The sequence below is a fragment of the Bacillus sp. YH3-2-B2 genome (assembly GCF_053663335.1).
In genome coordinates, this window is the sequence record NZ_JBSJQE010000003.1 from 687,301 (window position 1) to 703,528 (window position 16,228).

The 16,228-nt window shown below is 46.9% G+C and carries 18 protein-coding genes, 2 tRNA genes and 1 other annotated feature; of the genes, 2 read left to right on the forward strand and 18 right to left on the reverse strand.

From position 1 onward, the window contains the following. Positions 1 to 14: 14 nt before the first annotated feature. From ACWJJX_RS13620 to ilvB, 4 genes are read right to left on the reverse strand one after another with little or no spacing between them, the layout of a single operon-like run. On the reverse strand, positions 15 to 1,571 hold the full coding sequence (locus ACWJJX_RS13620) for a 2-isopropylmalate synthase (protein ID WP_156735616.1): 1,557 nt from the start codon (positions 1,569 to 1,571) through the stop codon (positions 15 to 17). After that, on the reverse strand, positions 1,558 to 2,586 hold the full coding sequence (gene ilvC, locus ACWJJX_RS13625) for a ketol-acid reductoisomerase (protein WP_003152600.1): 1,029 nt from the start codon (positions 2,584 to 2,586) through the stop codon (positions 1,558 to 1,560). The genes ACWJJX_RS13620 and ilvC overlap by 14 nt, the downstream gene beginning before the upstream one ends. Positions 2,587 to 2,608: 22 nt before the next feature. Next, a complete protein-coding gene (ilvN, locus tag ACWJJX_RS13630) occupies positions 2,609 to 3,127 on the reverse strand; it encodes an acetolactate synthase small subunit (RefSeq protein WP_003152598.1) in 519 nt (172 codons plus the stop codon). Continuing rightward, positions 3,124 to 4,848: an acetolactate synthase large subunit gene (ilvB, locus tag ACWJJX_RS13635; RefSeq protein ID WP_146277269.1), complete on the reverse strand. Its 1,725-nt coding sequence runs from the start codon at positions 4,846 to 4,848 to the stop codon at positions 3,124 to 3,126. Before ilvB ends, ilvN begins: the two co-directional genes overlap by 4 nt. Before the next feature lie 119 nt (positions 4,849 to 4,967). Further along, positions 4,968 to 5,219 (reverse strand) — a binding site (T-box leader). 422 nt (positions 5,220 to 5,641) lie between these two features. On the opposite strand from ilvB, the gene ACWJJX_RS13640 reads away from it, so the two are divergent. Next, positions 5,642 to 5,992 (forward strand): hypothetical protein, encoded by a 351-nt coding sequence (locus ACWJJX_RS13640; RefSeq protein WP_020954258.1) that lies wholly within the window; start codon positions 5,642 to 5,644, stop codon positions 5,990 to 5,992. Positions 5,993 to 6,031: 39 nt separating this feature from the next. Here the strand turns inward: ACWJJX_RS13640 and ACWJJX_RS13645 are convergent, their stop codons facing one another. The 14 genes from ACWJJX_RS13645 to sdhC all read right to left on the reverse strand — a co-directional run bounded on the left by ACWJJX_RS13645 (position 6,032) and on the right by sdhC (position 15,481). Further along, entirely contained in the window at positions 6,032 to 6,217 is a 186-nt protein-coding gene (locus tag ACWJJX_RS13645; protein ID WP_007408136.1) for a hypothetical protein, read from the reverse strand. Between the two features lie 249 nt (positions 6,218 to 6,466). Further along, positions 6,467 to 6,540 (reverse strand) — tRNA-Arg (locus ACWJJX_RS13650). Positions 6,541 to 6,662: 122 nt separating this feature from the next. Beyond that, positions 6,663 to 6,736 (reverse strand) — tRNA-Arg (locus ACWJJX_RS13655). Positions 6,737 to 6,849: 113 nt separating this feature from the next. After that, the gene (locus ACWJJX_RS13660) at positions 6,850 to 7,359 is read right to left on the reverse strand and encodes a YfcE family phosphodiesterase (protein ID WP_146277271.1); all 510 of its coding nucleotides are present in this window, start codon (positions 7,357 to 7,359) and stop codon (positions 6,850 to 6,852) included. A gap of 15 nt (positions 7,360 to 7,374) precedes the next feature. Continuing rightward, positions 7,375 to 7,971: an XTP/dITP diphosphatase gene (locus ACWJJX_RS13665; RefSeq protein WP_101562325.1), complete on the reverse strand. Its 597-nt coding sequence runs from the start codon at positions 7,969 to 7,971 to the stop codon at positions 7,375 to 7,377. An 11-nt stretch (positions 7,972 to 7,982) separates the two neighbouring features. Continuing rightward, positions 7,983 to 8,720, reverse strand: coding sequence for a ribonuclease PH (gene rph / locus ACWJJX_RS13670; protein WP_146284267.1), 738 nt, complete (start codon positions 8,718 to 8,720; stop codon positions 7,983 to 7,985). A 109-nt stretch (positions 8,721 to 8,829) separates the two neighbouring features. Beyond that, positions 8,830 to 9,915, reverse strand: coding sequence for a GerMN domain-containing protein (locus ACWJJX_RS13675; protein WP_003152582.1), 1,086 nt, complete (start codon positions 9,913 to 9,915; stop codon positions 8,830 to 8,832). 107 nt (positions 9,916 to 10,022) lie between these two features. Next, positions 10,023 to 10,841 (reverse strand): glutamate racemase, encoded by an 819-nt coding sequence (gene racE / locus ACWJJX_RS13680; RefSeq protein ID WP_012118125.1) that lies wholly within the window; start codon positions 10,839 to 10,841, stop codon positions 10,023 to 10,025. 7 nt (positions 10,842 to 10,848) lie between these two features. Continuing rightward, complete coding sequence (locus ACWJJX_RS13685; protein ID WP_003152580.1) at positions 10,849 to 11,289, reverse strand: MarR family winged helix-turn-helix transcriptional regulator; 441 nt, start codon at positions 11,287 to 11,289, stop codon at positions 10,849 to 10,851. A gap of 186 nt (positions 11,290 to 11,475) precedes the next feature. Further along, the gene (gene gerE, locus ACWJJX_RS13690; RefSeq protein WP_003152579.1) at positions 11,476 to 11,700 is read right to left on the reverse strand and encodes a spore germination transcription factor GerE; all 225 of its coding nucleotides are present in this window, start codon (positions 11,698 to 11,700) and stop codon (positions 11,476 to 11,478) included. 120 nt (positions 11,701 to 11,820) lie between these two features. After that, positions 11,821 to 12,258: an acyl-CoA thioesterase gene (locus tag ACWJJX_RS13695; protein ID WP_003152577.1), complete on the reverse strand. Its 438-nt coding sequence runs from the start codon at positions 12,256 to 12,258 to the stop codon at positions 11,821 to 11,823. 59 nt (positions 12,259 to 12,317) lie between these two features. Further along, positions 12,318 to 13,076, reverse strand: coding sequence for a succinate dehydrogenase iron-sulfur subunit (gene sdhB, locus ACWJJX_RS13700; protein ID WP_003152575.1), 759 nt, complete (start codon positions 13,074 to 13,076; stop codon positions 12,318 to 12,320). Between the two features lie 2 nt (positions 13,077 to 13,078). After that, the gene (gene sdhA / locus ACWJJX_RS13705) at positions 13,079 to 14,839 is read right to left on the reverse strand and encodes a succinate dehydrogenase flavoprotein subunit (protein WP_003152573.1); all 1,761 of its coding nucleotides are present in this window, start codon (positions 14,837 to 14,839) and stop codon (positions 13,079 to 13,081) included. Between the two features lie 33 nt (positions 14,840 to 14,872). Further along, complete coding sequence (sdhC, locus tag ACWJJX_RS13710; RefSeq protein ID WP_003152571.1) at positions 14,873 to 15,481, reverse strand: succinate dehydrogenase cytochrome B558; 609 nt, start codon at positions 15,479 to 15,481, stop codon at positions 14,873 to 14,875. Positions 15,482 to 15,777: 296 nt separating this feature from the next. Between sdhC and ACWJJX_RS13715 the strand changes: the two genes are divergently transcribed. Beyond that, positions 15,778 to 16,224: a YslB family protein gene (locus ACWJJX_RS13715; protein WP_176283450.1), complete on the forward strand. Its 447-nt coding sequence runs from the start codon at positions 15,778 to 15,780 to the stop codon at positions 16,222 to 16,224. Positions 16,225 to 16,228 lie beyond the last annotated feature (4 nt).

A 16,228-nucleotide genomic window follows, 5' to 3' on the forward strand; every position in this document is an offset into this window, starting at 1 on the left:
CGTTCTCCTTTCTATTACGAGCCGACCGCAGTCTGTCTCTTTAATCCGTCTAAATTGCAATCCAGCACCAACTGCCGGTTCACGGCGTTCAGATAAGCTTTAGCAGAAGCTTCCAGAACATCCTGCGCGATTCCCCGCCCTGATGTTTCTTTTCCGTTCACGGTCACTCTGACATAAACTTGAGCCAGCGCGTCTTCGCCTTTCCGGTTGGATTGGATGCGGTAGTCTGTCAGTTCAATATTTTTATCGATGCAGCGCCCGAGCGTATTATAAACGGCTTCTACGCTGCCCGCCCCCGTTGCCGCCTCTTGCATCAGCTGTTCGTTTTCCTGATTTTTCAAAGAGACTGTTGCAGTCGGCACCTGAGACGTCCCGTAATGCACTTGCAGAGACAGAAATTCATAGCCGATTTTTTTGTCCGTCACTTTTTCTTCTAAAATAAGAGAAATCAAGTCATCATCGGTGATTTCTTTTTTCTTTTCGGTCAGTTCTTTAAACATCGTAAAAAATTTATTGATTTCCTCACTATCAAACTGGAATCCAAGCGCATTCAGGCGGTCTTTGAACGCATGGCGTCCGGAATGCTTTCCGAGTACGAGCGCATCAGCAGTCACGCCGACAAGTTCCGGTGAAATGATTTCATATGTTGATTTTTCTTTCAGGAAACCGTCTTGGTGAATGCCGGATTCATGTGCGAAAGCGTTATCTCCGACGATTGCTTTGTTGCGGGGAACGGCCATGCCCGTCAGTTTGCTGACAAGATCACTCGTCCGCTTCAATTCATGAAGATTGAGAGATGAATCGGCTTGATGCGCGTCATTTCTGACATGAAGCGCAACGGCGATTTCCTCTAGCGCGGCGTTCCCGGCTCTTTCTCCTATGCCGTTAATGGCGCATTCAATTTGATCAGCGCCGTTCTCAATTGCCGAAAGTGAGTTGGCAACCGCCATTCCGAGATCATCGTGGCAATGGGCTGAGAGCTTTACCCGGCTGATATTCGGAACGTGTTCCTTCATATATTTAAAGATGTTTCCGTATTCAGCAGGCGTCAGGTAACCTACAGTGTCCGGCAGGTTGATGACGCTCGCGCCGGCATCAATCACTTTTTCTACGATTTCAGCCAGAAACGGAAGTTCGGTGCGGCATGCATCTTCTGCCGACCATTGAACGATCGGAAAGCGTTCTTTTGCATACTTCACCATTTCAACCGCTTTTTCCTTAACCTCTTCCCGCGTCATTTTCAGCTTATGCTTCAGATGAATGTCAGAGGTGGCGATAAAGATGTGAATGCGCGGGCTGGCCCCGTCTTTCAGCGCTTCCCAGGCTGCGTCAATGTCACCTTTGACAGATCGGGCAAGCCCTGTTACCGAACAATTTTTAATCGTTCTTGCGATTTCCTGCACGGCTAAAAAATCACCTCGGGATGAAGCGGGAAATCCCGCTTCAATAATGTCCACCCCGAGTCTTTCAAGCTGCTTGGCTATCGCCAGTTTCTCCCGGGAATTGAGGTTGACCCCGGGAGATTGTTCACCGTCACGAAGGGTCGTGTCGAAAACATTAATTTTGCGCAACGGAGACCACCGCTTCCTTCTTTTTGCCTTGTTTGACAAACGGCATCATTTCACGAAGCTGTCTGCCGACCTTTTCAATCTGATGCTCGTTTTCGCTTGCATTGATCGCATTGAAACGAGGACGGTTCACTTGGTTTTCCACGATCCATTCTTTTGCGAATGTACCGTTTTGAATATCCGTTAATACTTGTTTCATCGATTCTTTTACCTTCGCATCGACTACGCGCGGTCCTGATACAAAGTCTCCCCATTGAGCCGTATCGGAGATAGAGTATCTCATGCCCGCCAATCCTTCTTCATACATCAAGTCTACGATCAGCTTCAGTTCGTGCAGACACTCGAAGTATGCGAGTTCAGGCTGGTAGCCGGCTTCTGTCAGCGTTTCAAAACCCGCTTTGACAAGCGCCGTTAAACCTCCGCACAGAACAGCCTGCTCACCGAACAAATCCGTTTCCGTTTCTTCCTTAAATGTTGTTTCAAGAACCCCCGCACGCGCTCCGCCGATTCCTTTTGCATAAGCAAGAGCCGTATCTTTCGCTTCGCCTGATACATCCTGGTAGATGGCAAACAATGCCGGTACGCCCGCGCCTTGTTCATATGTTCTTCTGACAAGGTGTCCAGGTCCTTTAGGGGCGACAAGGAATACATCCACATCAGCAGGAGGCACGATCTGATGGAAATGGACGTTAAATCCGTGTGCGAATACCAATGACTTGCCCGCCGTCAATTCATCTTTGATTTCAGCTTCATATACTTTTTGCTGCTGCTCATCCGGAAGAAGAACCATAATGATATCAGCCTGGGCAGCCGCTTCTCTTACCGAAAAGACTTTATGACCGTCTTCTTGGGCCTGTGTAAATGATTTACCTTGTCTGACGCCGACAATGACATCAATTCCGCTTTCTTTTAAGTTCAGCGCGTGTGCATGACCTTGTGAACCGTAACCGATAATCGCTACTTTTTTACCTGCCAATACGTTCTCTTTGATATCACCGTTATAATATACTTTTACCATTTTAATCTCTCCCTTTTTTGTGTTATACAATTGAAATTGTTTTATTGGATGACGCCTTCTGCTGGGTTCCCCTCGCAAAAGCCGTTGTGCCCGTTCTCGCGATTTCTTTAATTCCGTAAGGTTTGAGAAGCTCTATGAGCGCTTCGATTTTATTAGATTCGCCGGTAACCTGAACGACGATGCTGTCTCTTGAGACATCAACGACGGAAGCTCTGAACGGCTCAATAATTCCATTAATTTCCGTTCTGGCCGACGGTGCGGAAACAACTTTGATTAATGCCAGCTCACGCTGTACAATCGATTGGTTTGTAATATCCGTCACTTTCAGGACGTCAATTTGTTTGTTAAGCTGCTTTGTCAGCTGCTCTACGTCATTTTCGCCTTCCACATGGACGACAAATGTAATCCTTGAAACACCGCTTGTTTCCGTGTGGCCTACAGTGATGCTTTCGATATTATAGTGTCTTTTTGTAAACAGGCCGGTGATCCGGTTTAATACCCCCGAGCGGTTGACCACCGTTAATGTGATAATGCGTTTCAAGGTTTCACCCCCACCATTTCATGAAGTCCTTTACCCGGCGCGATCATCGGGAATACTTTCTCGCTTTTAGCGACCCGGACGTCAATAACGGCCGGTTCTTTTGATGAAAGCGCCTTTTTAAGCTCTTCTTCCGCCTCTTCTTCCGATGAAATCCGGACGCCTTTAATGCCGTAGGCTTCTGACAATTTGACAAAGTCAGGCTGCGCCGAGAATTTGGATTCAGAATAGCGTTCTTCATAGAAGATTTCCTGCCACTGTCTGACCATGCCCAGACATTCGTTGTTCAAGATAACCACTTTGACAGGAAGATTCAGCTGCCGGATGACATCTAATTCCTGAAGGGTCATCTGGAAACCGCCGTCTCCGAGGATGGCAACGACCGTGGCGTTACGATCGGCCAGCTGCGCTCCGATAGCCGCCGGAAGGCCGAAGCCCATTGTGCCGAGCCCCCCCGAGGTCACCCACTTATCAGCCTTTCGGAAAGGATAAAACTGAGCCGCCCACATCTGGTGCTGGCCGACATCCGTCGCCACAATCGCCTCACCGTTTGTGAATTGGTGAATATACTCAATCAGCTTTTGGGGTTTCAAGCCCTCTTCTCTGTCGTCTGTATACCAAAGGGGATATTCTTCTTTCCATTCTGAAAGCTGCTGTTTCCATTCCTCTGTCTGTCCCTGTTTTCCGTTTTGCTTCAATAATTCCTGAAGGACGATTTTACTGTCGCCGACCACCGGAATCTGCGTTTCAATAATTTTTCCGATTTCAGCAGGATCAATATCGATATGCGCTACTTTGGCCGATTTTGCAAAATGCTTCAGATTTCCGGTCACGCGGTCATCGAACCGCGCCCCGACGCTGATCAGCAAGTCACAGTGATAAAGCGCCATATTCGCTGTGTATGTGCCGTGCATCCCCGCCATTCCCAGAAAAAGAGGATGGTCTGCCGGGAAACCGCCCAGACCGAGAAGCGTGTGCGCTACCGGAATTTGCTGCTGTTCGGCATAATTTTTTAAATCTTCTGAAGCTTTACCATGCAAAACACCCGCTCCGGCTAAAATAACCGGCTTTTTCGCACTGCTGACAGCTTCCACGAGCTTTCGGATCTGCAGATAGTTAGGCTCTTTTACCGGCTGATAACCCGGAAGATTGATCTCGTGATCATATCTGAATTCTCCTTCAAATGCTGCGACATCCTTCGGTATATCAATTAATACCGGGCCCGGTCTTCCCGTCGTGGCGATATGGAACGCCTCTTTAATCACACGAGGGAGATCTTCCGGACGGCGGACTTGGTAGCTGTGTTTCGTAATCGGCATCGTAATTCCTAAAATGTCGGCTTCCTGGAAAGCGTCGCTGCCGATGACCGAAGTGGCCACCTGACCGGTAAACACTACGAGCGGCAGCGAATCAATCATCGCATCCGCAAGACCGGTAACTAAATTTGTCGCTCCGGGTCCGGAGGTAGCAATCACAACCCCCGGCTTTCCGGAGACTCTCGCATACCCTTCTGCCGCATGAATCGCGCCTTGCTCGTGGCGGGGCAGGATGTGAACCAATCCTGATTGATACAGTTTATCGTAAATCGGAAGGACGGCTCCCCCCGGATAGCCGAAGATCATCTCGACATTTTCTTTCTTTAATGATTCAATCAGCATCAGAGCCCCGTTCATTGTTTTTGTACAATCGGCAGACAAAGAATCCGCCTGTACATTTGTGCCCATTTTCAGTTCCTCCTTTTCAATGTTCCCTTCTAAAATCCAATTCATAAAACGCAGCGCCGGCTGACGCAAATAAAAAAGCCTTCCCACCCACATTCAGCCAAGCATTTCATGCGATAGCCAAAAGGGGCGAAAAGGCTTTGCTCTCCGCGGTACCACCCTTGTTTACGGTCATATGCAGACCGTCTCATGGATAATGATTATCCGTTTTGATAACGAGTAAACATTGCGTTCACTCGGCCGAGTCCTACTCTTTACATTTCAGACCGGCACTCTGAGGGGAGTTCACTTTGATTTGTTTTACCGGCTCTCAGCGTTACCGGCTCTCTGTGAAAAACTTCAGCAAAGCTACTTATCCTCTTCTGCGCTTTTTATTATGGCAGCTCTTTTATTAAAAAAGAACCTTCATTTGTTTGTTTTTTCAGTGTTTTATGATTTTTCTTTTTAGCGTGAATCATTTATTTATTTTTGTTTGAACTCATATTACGCCCGTTTGCAGACAGTGTCAACAGCATTTTTATAATTATTAGACAATTTAGATTAATCAATCTACTTTGTATACGCTTTCATTACTGGTACAAAGGGATCTGTAAATATTAAAAGTTTTTATCATTTTTTTATTAATCTCTCAAGATTACATGAAATTTTTCCGTTCATATACGAATATGTCACATTTTATTACGCGATTTTTCTCTGTCCTTCCGGCATGCTTGTCAGATATTCCGTTCGATTGAACAGGCTCTTTATACAGACATACGCATACACTGTTCTTATCTCGTAAGAAATGAGTGATGTCATGAATAAGATGTTATCAGGCATGCAGGGCCTGCCTCCTGGATTTCCGCCTTTACCGGTCTTACCGCCGCAGTCTTACTATCCTCCGGCCCCGATGCATACAGCACCATATCAAGGCGGCCCTTCTTTTCAGCAGGGATTCCCGTCATCCGGATACGGACAGCAGACCCCGCAAAGCACGCTGTCATTCGCCGGACAGCAATTCGTTCCGTACCCTTATACATCCGGGTACTACGGCCAAACCTTCAGTGACGTCGGCGGAAGCCTCGGCGCCGGGGCACATCCCGGCGCGCTCGGAGGCGGTTTCAGCGGCCATGCCGGGGGCTTCAGCGCTCCGAGCGGATTCAGATGATACAAAAACCGGTCTCACACGGCCGGTTTCTTTTCTTATTCACAGAGTATAACGGTCATTCCACTGATTCATTTCCTGCTCCGTATAGTAATCAGCCCTTGAAACCTCAACAATGATTAAACCGCATTGAGTGATTAAAAATTGTTTCAGTTCCTCAAACAGCTCGTCTTTTCCGCAAAAGATCGTTTCTATATTGTGATTTTTATATGCAAATGCGTACTTCAAAAGCTAATTCCTCCTGCTGTCTTTCTATCAATCATCGACAAAACATATGATAGAAATCAGATAATTTATCACTCAAGGGCGCCTTAAGTATCTTTATACATATATTTATTACGGTAAATATTACATTAAGTTTCATTTATATTAAAATTACTTTACAATTTTCATCAAATACGGAACTTTTGTTTCGTAAAATAAAAATAAAATACAAAAAAACCTCAAACCCATTGTCAGGGCTTGAGGTTTTTTATACGTCCCAGGAGAGATTCGAACTCCCGACCGACGGCTTAGAAGGCCGTTGCTCTATCCGGCTGAGCTACTGGGACATGAAAAACAAATATCTGCTGATCATTTTACCATGATATCAGCGAATTGACAATATAGTCATCCGATAAAAAAGGCCAGCGGCATCAGTTTTCAATCTGATGTCACCAGCTCTTTTTTTGTACGTCCCAGGAGAGATTCGAACTCCCGACCGACGGCTTAGAAGGCCGTTGCTCTATCCAGCTGAGCTACTGGGACAGCTTTTGCTTTATGTATCAGCGACAAGATTTATTATATACAGGTTCAAATCATAAGTCAATATTTTTTTAAAAACTTTTGATGGGGAAGAATGAAATCTCCCCCATCACTTGTTAAAAACTGATTGTATTCCCCAAGTCCTTCAATTCCCGACCCGTTTCATCGTAAAATGTCACGGCGCCTTCTCTTTCTGTAAGAGTAAGAATGGCATAGCTTTTCACATTGCGGACTCTCGGAAGACGGATGCTGCCCGGATTAATCAAAAGCTTGCCCCGAAGCACTTCACTCCCGGCAATATGTGAGTGGCCGAAGCAGACGATATCCGCCCCAAGCTCTTCCGCCCGGTAAAAAACAGTTAAAAGTGACTGTTTAATGCCGTGAAGATGCCCGTGAACGGCCAGAATTTTCTTTGAGCCGGCGTCCAGAAGGAGTTCATCCTGAAACCCGCCGCCAAAGTCGCAATTGCCTTTTACCGTGTGATACGGCGTGAGCGCCGGATGTGCGGCGTCAAGCTCTGAATCACCGCAATGAATCATCAGATCCGCTTCGTCTTCGTGCCGCTTTGCAATCGTCTCCAGCTCGTTTTCAAGGCCGTGACTGTCACTTATTATCAGCACTTTCATTGCATACGCTCCCCCTTATGAATCAAGCAGCTTTGACAGTTTCTTGAGCGCCTCAGCCCTGTGGCTGATTTTGTTTTTCTCAGCGCTTGTCAGCTGGGCCATGGTTTTATCTTTATCTTTCACAATAAAAATGGGATCATAGCCGAACCCGTTATCTCCCTCGGGTCCTTCTGCAATATACCCTTCAACATGACCTTCGACCGTTTTTGTTTCCTGCCCCGGAATGCTGACGGCAAGGGCGCAGCGGAAACGGGCCGTGCGCTGCTCTTTTTCGATGCCTTTTAATTCTGACAGCACCTTGTCCATATTCGCCTTATCATCTTTTGCTTCTCCGGCATAACGGGCTGAATAAACGCCCGGTCTGCCTCCAAGGTTGTCCACTGATAAACCGGAGTCGTCTGCAATGACCATTTTGTTGACGGCTTTTGCCACAGCTTCCGCTTTTAAGATGGCGTTTTCTTCAAAGGTATGTCCGGTTTCCTCAATTTCTTCCGTAAATCCGATTTCCGCCAAAGAAGAGACGCTGTAGCCTTTCGGTTCGAGTATTTCCTTGAATTCTTTCACTTTTCCCTGATTGTGTGTCGCAATAATGGCTTCTTTCACGCTGATCAGGCCTCTCTTTCTTATTTCAGTTCAGGCAATGTTTCTCCGAGCACTTCTTTTTGCTTTTGAATAAGCGTCTGGATTCCTTTTTCGGCAAGGCTTAACAGTCCGTTTAAATCTTCACGGGAGAATGTGGCTTCTTCGCCCGTCCCTTGAAGCTCTACAAAACGTCCGCTTCCCGTCATGATGATATTCATGTCGACTTCAGCAGCCGAATCCTCTTCATAATTCAGATCCAAAAGAAGGCCTTCTTCTTTATCCTTCCCGACAGAAATGGCCGCGAGATAATCTGTCACAGGAGAGGTTTTGATAACGCCGCTTTTTACGAGTTTGCCGGTCGCAATGGCCATTGCCAAGAATGCGCCCGTAATGGAAGCCGTTCTTGTTCCGCCGTCAGCTTGAATGACGTCACAGTCGATCCAGATCGTCCGTTCGCCGAGCTTCTCCAAATCAACGACGGCCCGGAGCGCGCGCCCGATCAGCCGCTGAATTTCCATCGTTCTGCCGGAGACCTTTCCTTTTGAAGATTCTCTTATCGTTCTTTGATTCGTCGCGCGGGGAAGCATGCTGTATTCCGCTGTGATCCAGCCTTTTCCTCCGCCGCGTAAAAATGGCGGCACCCGGTCTTCCACAGATGCATTACAGATGACCTTTGTATTTCCCGCTGTAATTAAAACAGAGCCTTCCGGGTGAGTGATAAAATCCAAATCAAATGTGATAGGGCGCAGCTCATCGTGCTGTCTTCCGTCGTGTCTCATATTTTACCTCCGATTATATGTACATAAACCTTTTGTTCCGGATTGTGAATAAAGAAAGAGGCAGCCGGAACGCTAACCTCTTTTTTACTAGTATATCAAAAATCGCAAATTAAAAACTACCCGTATTCACTTGTGCCGGCCTCGAAACAGGTTTTGAAAGGGATTCTCCTTTTTCATTCACCAGTTCTGATTTTCCGTTTACTTTTATAGAAACACTTTTAATCGACGGCTGTTCGGTTAACGTGAGAACGATGCTGTCCAGTACGCCCGATGACACCATTTTTGTTTTTTCGTCGGCGCTTCCGTAAATAGAGCTGTTAAAGTCCAGTGTAACCTGGCCGTCTTTCACTTTCGGCTTGCTGAGAAGCTTAACATCGTTATTAAAGTCCGTCAAAAGCCCGCTTGCTTTGCCCGGTCCGTCGGTGAGCTGTTCAACGGCAGCGGTGATGTCATTTGTTTCCGAATTGTCAATCCGCTTTGTAACAGGCACGTAGTATTCGCTTGTCTCTGTTTCCGCCAGATAATATACAGTCAGCGGATGGGTGTCTGTCAGATCATTCACTCCGGCCGTTTCAATATTAATCCCGTCTTTTCTGCTTAAGTCGCCCGTAATCGGCGTGCCGCCCACCGGCATTTCTTTCAATTCGTGCCCGTTGATTCTGATTTTGACTTTATCTATTGAGCTGAATTGGGTAAGCGTCCATGTAATCGATTGCAGGATTTTTTGTTCGTCTTCTTTTTTATAGTTTTTAAATTCCTTCGAAAAATCAGCGACGGCAGTTCCGTCTTTTTTAATATCGACATTTACCGTCGTATCCGCAGGGAGCACCGCTCTGAAGCCGTTCGGCAGGATTTCTGATACAGGCCCTCCCTGAACCAAGTACTCAAGGGCCTGCTTTGCGGTTCCCTCACTGTTCGGAAGAGGCAGTGTCTGTGCTGCGACATAGCCGTTTTTATCAATCAGATACAGCTCTCGCATGACTGTATTGGCCGGCTGGTCGGCTTTAGAAGTGCCGTTTTTCTCTGACTGCTTTGGTTTTGCCTGAATTCCCGCTTCATCCTTTACATATGAAATGTCTTGAGGCGGGTCAATTTCCCCGGCTGTTTTATCGGATTGAAACAAACCGCATCCAGATAACACAAAAGCCGAAGTAAGACATGTTGCAGCAATGACTGCAGGTCCTTTTTTCAGCATACTTTTCCCTCCTAAGGCTGTTTGTACTATGATGTATACGAGCCCTGTCCGGGAAATAGACCGGGAAGCGCAAAAAAACCCGCTGTAAACAGCGGGGTTTTTTTGATTTATTTTCTGACCGGCTCTTGAAGGGAGATGCACTCGACATGGCCGATTTCGTGGCCGAACCAGTCTTCGGCAATTTTTGCGAAGCCGTTCCGCTCTCCCGTTGTAAGAAATTGATGCTCCGGTGCATGTTTCGATTGGTTTAACAAACCTTTATAAGACAAGATGGTGCTCACTTCTCTCGCCGTCTCGTCTCCGGAGGAAATGATTTTCACATGCTCTCCCATATAATTCTGAATCGGGTCTTTTAAAATCGGATAATGCGTACATCCTAAAATCAAGGTGTCAATTGATGTACCTTTTAAAGGTTCAAGCGATGCTTCAACCGCTTCCTCCGCTGATTCCTGAAGAAACCGTCCGCTTTCCACAAACGGCACGAGCAGCGGACAAGCCGTGTTCTCAACTTGAAGTTCTGCGTTTAACCCGAGCAGCGCCTGCTCATACGCTCTGCTTTTAATGGTATTGACCGTGCCGATGACGCCGATATGCTGGTTTTTCGTGACCTTTATCGCCGTTCTCGCACCCGGCTGAATGACGCCGACAACCGGAATATCCGTTTTGCGCTGAATATCCTCCAAGGCAATGGCCGTGGCCGTATTACAGGCGATCACGAGCATTTTGATATGGTGGTTTTCCAGCAGGTAATCGGTCATTTCCCACGTGTATTGAAGAACTTCTTCTTCAGGACGCGGGCCGTACGGGCAGCGTTTTGTATCTCCCACATAGATGATATTTTCCTTCGGTAGCTGTCTCATGATTTCCTTAGCAACGGTTAACCCGCCAACCCCGGAATCAATGACTCCTATCGGCTGTTCCAACAAAATCGCCTCATTTTCTTTTCATTTCATGCTGCAGTTTCAATAATGATTTTTCGAAAGCGGCTGTTTCTTCTTCGGAAAATGTCGCAAACATATCCCGCAAATAAGCCTGTCTTTTCAAAATCACTTCTTGGATAATGCGCTCTCCTTCAGCGAGAAGATGAATTCTGACGACCCGTCTGTCAGCCGGGTCTTTGACCCGCTCGACAAGCTTATTTTTTTCCATGCGGTCTATCAGATCCGTCGTCGTGCTGCAAGCCAAATACATTTTGCCTGATAATTCGCCTATTGTCATATCCCCCAATTCATAAAGCCATTGAAGCCCCACGAATTGCGGCGGTGTAATTGCATATTGGTTAAGGATTTCTCTTCCTTTTTGTTTAATGATCGCAGCGATATGGCGGAGTGATTTTTCGATATCCGCAACATGCTCTACAGATTTTGATGTCATTTGTCCATCCCTCACTCAAGGATCTTTCTGGGCTATGCGCTCCGTGTCTATTTTCCTTCTTTTTTTAAGAAAATGCAAGACTGACGGAGAAAAAGGAAAAACCGGGATTTTCACCGCATGCCCATCAGCCCGGGCGCCAACGCAAATAACCGGCTCCTTCTCGTAAAGAAGGAAAACCGGCAAGAATCAGAGCTCTAGCTCACCCATTCTAAGAAGCTCGACAACAGCTTGCGAACGCCCTTTCACACCTAACTTCTGCATGGCATTTGAAATGTGATTCCGTACAGTTTTTTCACTGATAAATAGCTCGCTTGCAATTTCCTTTGTTGTCTTGTCTTGAACGAGCAATTCGAATACTTCTCTTTCTCTTTTGGTCAGCAGCGGCTTTGATTGAAAATCTTTCTCCTTCAAGTATTGTAACCCTCCTTGCTAAGGTGAGAGCGAATCTGAAACGAATGGGTTTATATAGTCAAGATATCATATGTAAAGGGCGCTTCGGAGGTGACGTCTCTTAGAGAAATAGTTATCCGTTCAGGCGAGCAGAATGCCTTTCTCCCGCTCCGTCCAGCTGACCGCTTTGCCGCTTTTTTTCGACACTTGAACCATAACGACGGAACCTGTAAAGCACGGCAGGCCCGACTCATTTTCTCCAAGGTAATGAAGGGTGACGGACGCATTTCCGGCAGCGCTTGCTTTCACATAAATCCGCAGATTTTCATACGGCATCACCTGACGCATATAGTCGCACTGCTGGCTTGCGACGACCGTCATCGTTTCCGAGTTTTGCGCCGTCATGCCCCGCTGTTTAAAATAAGCGATCCGTGCTTCTTCAAAATAGATGAAAGGGGTTACATTATTCATATGGCCGAACATATCCGTTTCTGAAAAACGAACCGATACTTCAGTAAAGAAAGAAAACGACTGTCTCCATTCTTCAAACGGGATATCAATATATTGCGGTTGTTTCATCACCTTCAGCTCCTTATAAAAAAACCTCTCCCGTGCGGAAGAGGCTCTTTTTCTCTTTCTTATACTCTGTCGCTTCCGAAGAAATTACGGAATGCTTGTAAATTGGTATCTCTGTTCAAAGCAGCGATTGAAGTCGTAAGCGGAATGCCTTTCGGACAGGATTGAACACAGTTTTGTGAATTCCCGCAATCTCCGAGGCCGCCGTCTGTCATTAAAGCTTCTAAACGTTCTGCTTTGTTCATCGCGCCCGTCGGATGGGCGTTAAACAGACGCACTTGCGACATCGGGGCAGGCCCCATGAATTTCGACTTGCTGTTGACGTTCGGGCAGGCTTCGAGGCAGACGCCGCATGTCATGCATTTAGACAATTCATATGCCCACTGGCGGCGTTTTTCCGGCATTCTCGGCCCCGGCCCCAAATCGTAAGTTCCGTCAATCGGCACCCATGCTTTCACTTTTTTCAGTGAATCAAACATTCTGCTGCGGTCAACCTGAAGGTCACGGACAACCGGGAATGTTTTCATCGGCTTCAGACGGATCGGCTGTTCCAGCTTATCAATCAGCGCCGTACATGACTGGCGCGGTCTTCCGTTGATGACCATGGAGCAGGCGCCGCATACTTCTTCAAGACAGTTCATGTCCCATGCGACCGGAGTGGTTTTCTCTCCTTTTGCATTCACGGGATTTCTGCGGATTTCCATCAGGGCGGAAATCACGTTCAGATTCGGGCGGTAATTGATTTCGAATTCTTCATCGTATGGCGCGCTTTCGGGCGTATCCTGGCGTGTAATGATAAACCGTATCTTTTTCTCACTCATGATTATTTCGCCACCTTCTTCTTCGAGTAGTCACGTTTACGGGGCGCAATCAGTGATACATCGACATCCTGATATTCAAATTCCGGAGCTTCAAACGGACCGGCATGTTTAGCCATCGTCGTTTTGAGCCACTCATCGTCATTTCTTTCAGGGAAATCCGGTTTATAGTGCGCTCCCCGGCTTTCATTTCGGTTATATGCGCCGAGCGTGATGACTCTGGCAAGCTGAAGCATATTGGAGAACTGGCGGGTGAACATCGCCCCTTGGTTGCTCCATTTTGTCGTATCGTTGATATTGATTTTCTTAAAGCGTTCCATCAGCTCTTGGATTTTGTCATCCGTTTTCAAAAGCTTGTCGTTGTGGCGGACCACCGTGACGTTGGCCGTCATCCATTCTCCGAGCTCACGATGAAGCACGTAGGCATTTTCGTCGCCGTCCATCTTCATGATATCGGCCCATTTTTCTTCTTCTTTTTTCACATAGGAATCAAATAATGAAGAAGACAGGTCTTCCGCTGATGTTTCAAGTCCGGAAACATATTTCACCGCATTCGGTCCGGCCACCATTCCTCCGTAGATGGCGGAAAGCAGAGAGTTCGCCCCTAAACGGTTTCCTCCGTGCATTGAATAATCACATTCACCCGCTGCGAACAGTCCGCGGATGCTTGTCATCTGATCATAATCAACCCACAGTCCGCCCATCGAATAGTGAACGGCAGGGAAAATTTTCATCGGAAGCTTGCGCGGGTCATCGCCCATGAATTTTTCATAGATTTCGATAATGCCGCCAAGCTTAACGTCAAGCTCTTTCGGATCTTTGTGCGACAGATCGAGATACACCATGTTTTCTCCGTTGATGCCGAGTTTCTGATTCACGCACACGTCAAAGATTTCACGTGTCGCAATATCCCGCGGCACGAGGTTTCCGTAAGCCGGATATTTTTCCTCGAGGAAGTACCAAGGTTTTCCGTCTTTGTACGTCCAGACTCTACCGCCCTCGCCGCGCGCCGATTCACTCATCAGACGCAGTTTATCGTCCCCCGGGATTGCTGTCGGGTGAATTTGGATAAATTCGCCGTTTGCATAATAAGCGCCCTGCTGATAGACGATTGATGCGGCAGATCCCGTGTTGATCATACTGTTTGTTGATTTTCCGAATACGATTCCGGGTCCTCCCGTCGCCATAATAACGGCGTCAGAACGGAATGACTCGATTTGCATATTGGTCAGATTTTGGGCTACGATACCGCGGCACGTGCGCTCATCGTCAAGAACGGCGCCGAGGAATTCCCAGCCTTCGTATTTTGTGACGAGACCCGCCACTTCATATCTGCGCACCTGCTCGTCCAGTGCGTAAAGAAGCTGCTGACCCGTCGTCGCTCCCGCGTAAGCGGTTCTGTGATGCTGTGTACCCCCGAAACGGCGGAAGTCCAAGAGCCCTTCCGGCGTTCTGTTAAACATAACCCCCATGCGGTCCAATAAGTGGATAATGGACGGTGCCGCTTCACACATCGCTTTTACAGGAGGCTGGTTTGCCAAAAAGTCGCCTCCGTATACCGTGTCATCAAAATGCTCAAACGGAGAGTCTCCTTCCCCTTTTGTGTTGACAGCTCCGTTTATCCCGCCCTGCGCGCAGACCGAGTGAGAGCGTTTGACAGGAACGATGGAAAACAATTTCACGGCCGTGCCTGATTCCGCTGCTTTAATTGTCGCCATGAGGCCGGCTAGACCCCCGCCGACTACGATAATGCTTGATTGACTCATGATAGCCCCTCTCCCTCTAGTAATCTAGTTCTCTTACACAAACGCAAAAATCGCTTTTAAACCTACGTATGAAAGCGCTAAAAATATAATCAGCGTCACGTAAGTCGAAATTCTTTGAGAACGCGGCGTGACCGTGATCCCCCATGTGACCGCAAAAGACCATAAGCCGTTTGAAAAGTGGAAAATGACCGATAAAACGCCTACAATGTAAAAACCGAGCATAAACGGCGAGCTCAGAATATTCGCCATCATATCGAAGTTGACTTCAGCGCCCATCTGCGCGGCAATCCGCGTCTGCCACACATGCCAGCTGACGAAAATAAGGGTGAGAATACCAGTGACACGCTGAAGCACAAACATCCAGTTTCTGAAATAACTGTAGTGGCCAGCGTTGTTTTTCGCAGTAAATGCTATGTACACACCGTAAACCGCATGATAAATTAAAGGTAAGAAAATAATAAAAATTTCTAACGCATACCTGAACGGCAGACTGTCCATAAAGCCGGCCGCCTTGTTAAACGCATCCGCTCCCCTTGCGGCAAATTGGTTGACGACTAAATGCTGGATCAAAAAGATGCCGACCGGAATAACACCGAGCAAGGAATGCAATCTTCGAAAATAAAACTCTCTGTTCCCAGACATTACTTTACCCCCTGTTTGATTTAAGTGCGAAATGTACTAAAATCTCTGCCCCCACTTCGTTTCAATTGTAAGCACTTTATTAAAATTTATTGACAATTTCATTTTACTCCTCCCTCAAAAGGGCGTCAAGAAAACGTGTACATAAATTATAATTTTCGGAATTGATTATCTGGAGGGAAAATTTTATTTTCCTGCGATATCTTTCTCACTTTTTTTCACGGGTTTTATAGGATCATCCTGTAATCCTCCCCCCTGTTTAAGCTATAATAAACGAAGGAGAGAGGGGAATACATAATATGAAGAATAATTATGAAGCAGCTTTAGAACCTTTAACTGAACTCGACGTCAGCGCATACGGCTACGAATTAATCCGGGAAATCATGCTTCCGGATATCCTCGGCCCGGAGCATTCATCGATGATGTATTGGGCGGGAAAACGCCTCGCCCGCAAATTTCCTCTTCAATCGTGGGAAGAAATCCCCGCCTTTTTTGAAAAAGCCGGCTGGGGAACTTTGACAAACGCAGGATCAAAAAAACAAGAATTGGAATTTGAACTGGAAGGACCGCTCGTGTCCAACAGGCTCAAACATCAGAAAGAGCCTTGTTTCCAGCTTGAAGCCGGTTTTATAGCCGAACAGATTCAATTGATGAACGATCAGATTGCAGAATCTTATGAACAGGTAAAAAAGAGAGCGGATAAAGTCGTCCTGACCGTAAAATGGGATATGAAGGACCCTGTATAATTGA

Bases quoted from the DNA above. Each gene is read 5' to 3' on its own strand.
- ilvC (WP_003152600.1), bottom strand. From the start codon at position 2,586: ATGGTAAAAGTATATTATAACGGTGATATCAAAGAGAACGTATTGGCA.
- ilvB (WP_146277269.1), bottom strand. From the start codon at position 4,848: ATGGGCACAAATGTACAGGCGGATTCTTTGTCTGCCGATTGTACAAAA.
- ACWJJX_RS13640 (WP_020954258.1), top strand. From the start codon at position 5,642: ATGAATAAGATGTTATCAGGCATGCAGGGCCTGCCTCCTGGATTTCCG.
- ACWJJX_RS13660 (WP_146277271.1), bottom strand. From the start codon at position 7,359: ATGAAAGTGCTGATAATAAGTGACAGTCACGGCCTTGAAAACGAGCTG.
- rph (WP_146284267.1), bottom strand. From the start codon at position 8,720: ATGAGACACGACGGAAGACAGCACGATGAGCTGCGCCCTATCACATTT.
- ACWJJX_RS13675 (WP_003152582.1), bottom strand. From the start codon at position 9,915: ATGCTGAAAAAAGGACCTGCAGTCATTGCTGCAACATGTCTTACTTCG.
- ACWJJX_RS13685 (WP_003152580.1), bottom strand. From the start codon at position 11,289: ATGACATCAAAATCTGTAGAGCATGTTGCGGATATCGAAAAATCACTC.
- ACWJJX_RS13695 (WP_003152577.1), bottom strand. From the start codon at position 12,258: ATGAAACAACCGCAATATATTGATATCCCGTTTGAAGAATGGAGACAG.
- sdhB (WP_003152575.1), bottom strand. From the start codon at position 13,076: ATGAGTGAGAAAAAGATACGGTTTATCATTACACGCCAGGATACGCCC.
- sdhA (WP_003152573.1), bottom strand. From the start codon at position 14,839: ATGAGTCAATCAAGCATTATCGTAGTCGGCGGGGGTCTAGCCGGCCTC.
- sdhC (WP_003152571.1), bottom strand. From the start codon at position 15,481: ATGTCTGGGAACAGAGAGTTTTATTTTCGAAGATTGCATTCCTTGCTC.
- ACWJJX_RS13715 (WP_176283450.1), top strand. From the start codon at position 15,778: ATGAAGAATAATTATGAAGCAGCTTTAGAACCTTTAACTGAACTCGAC.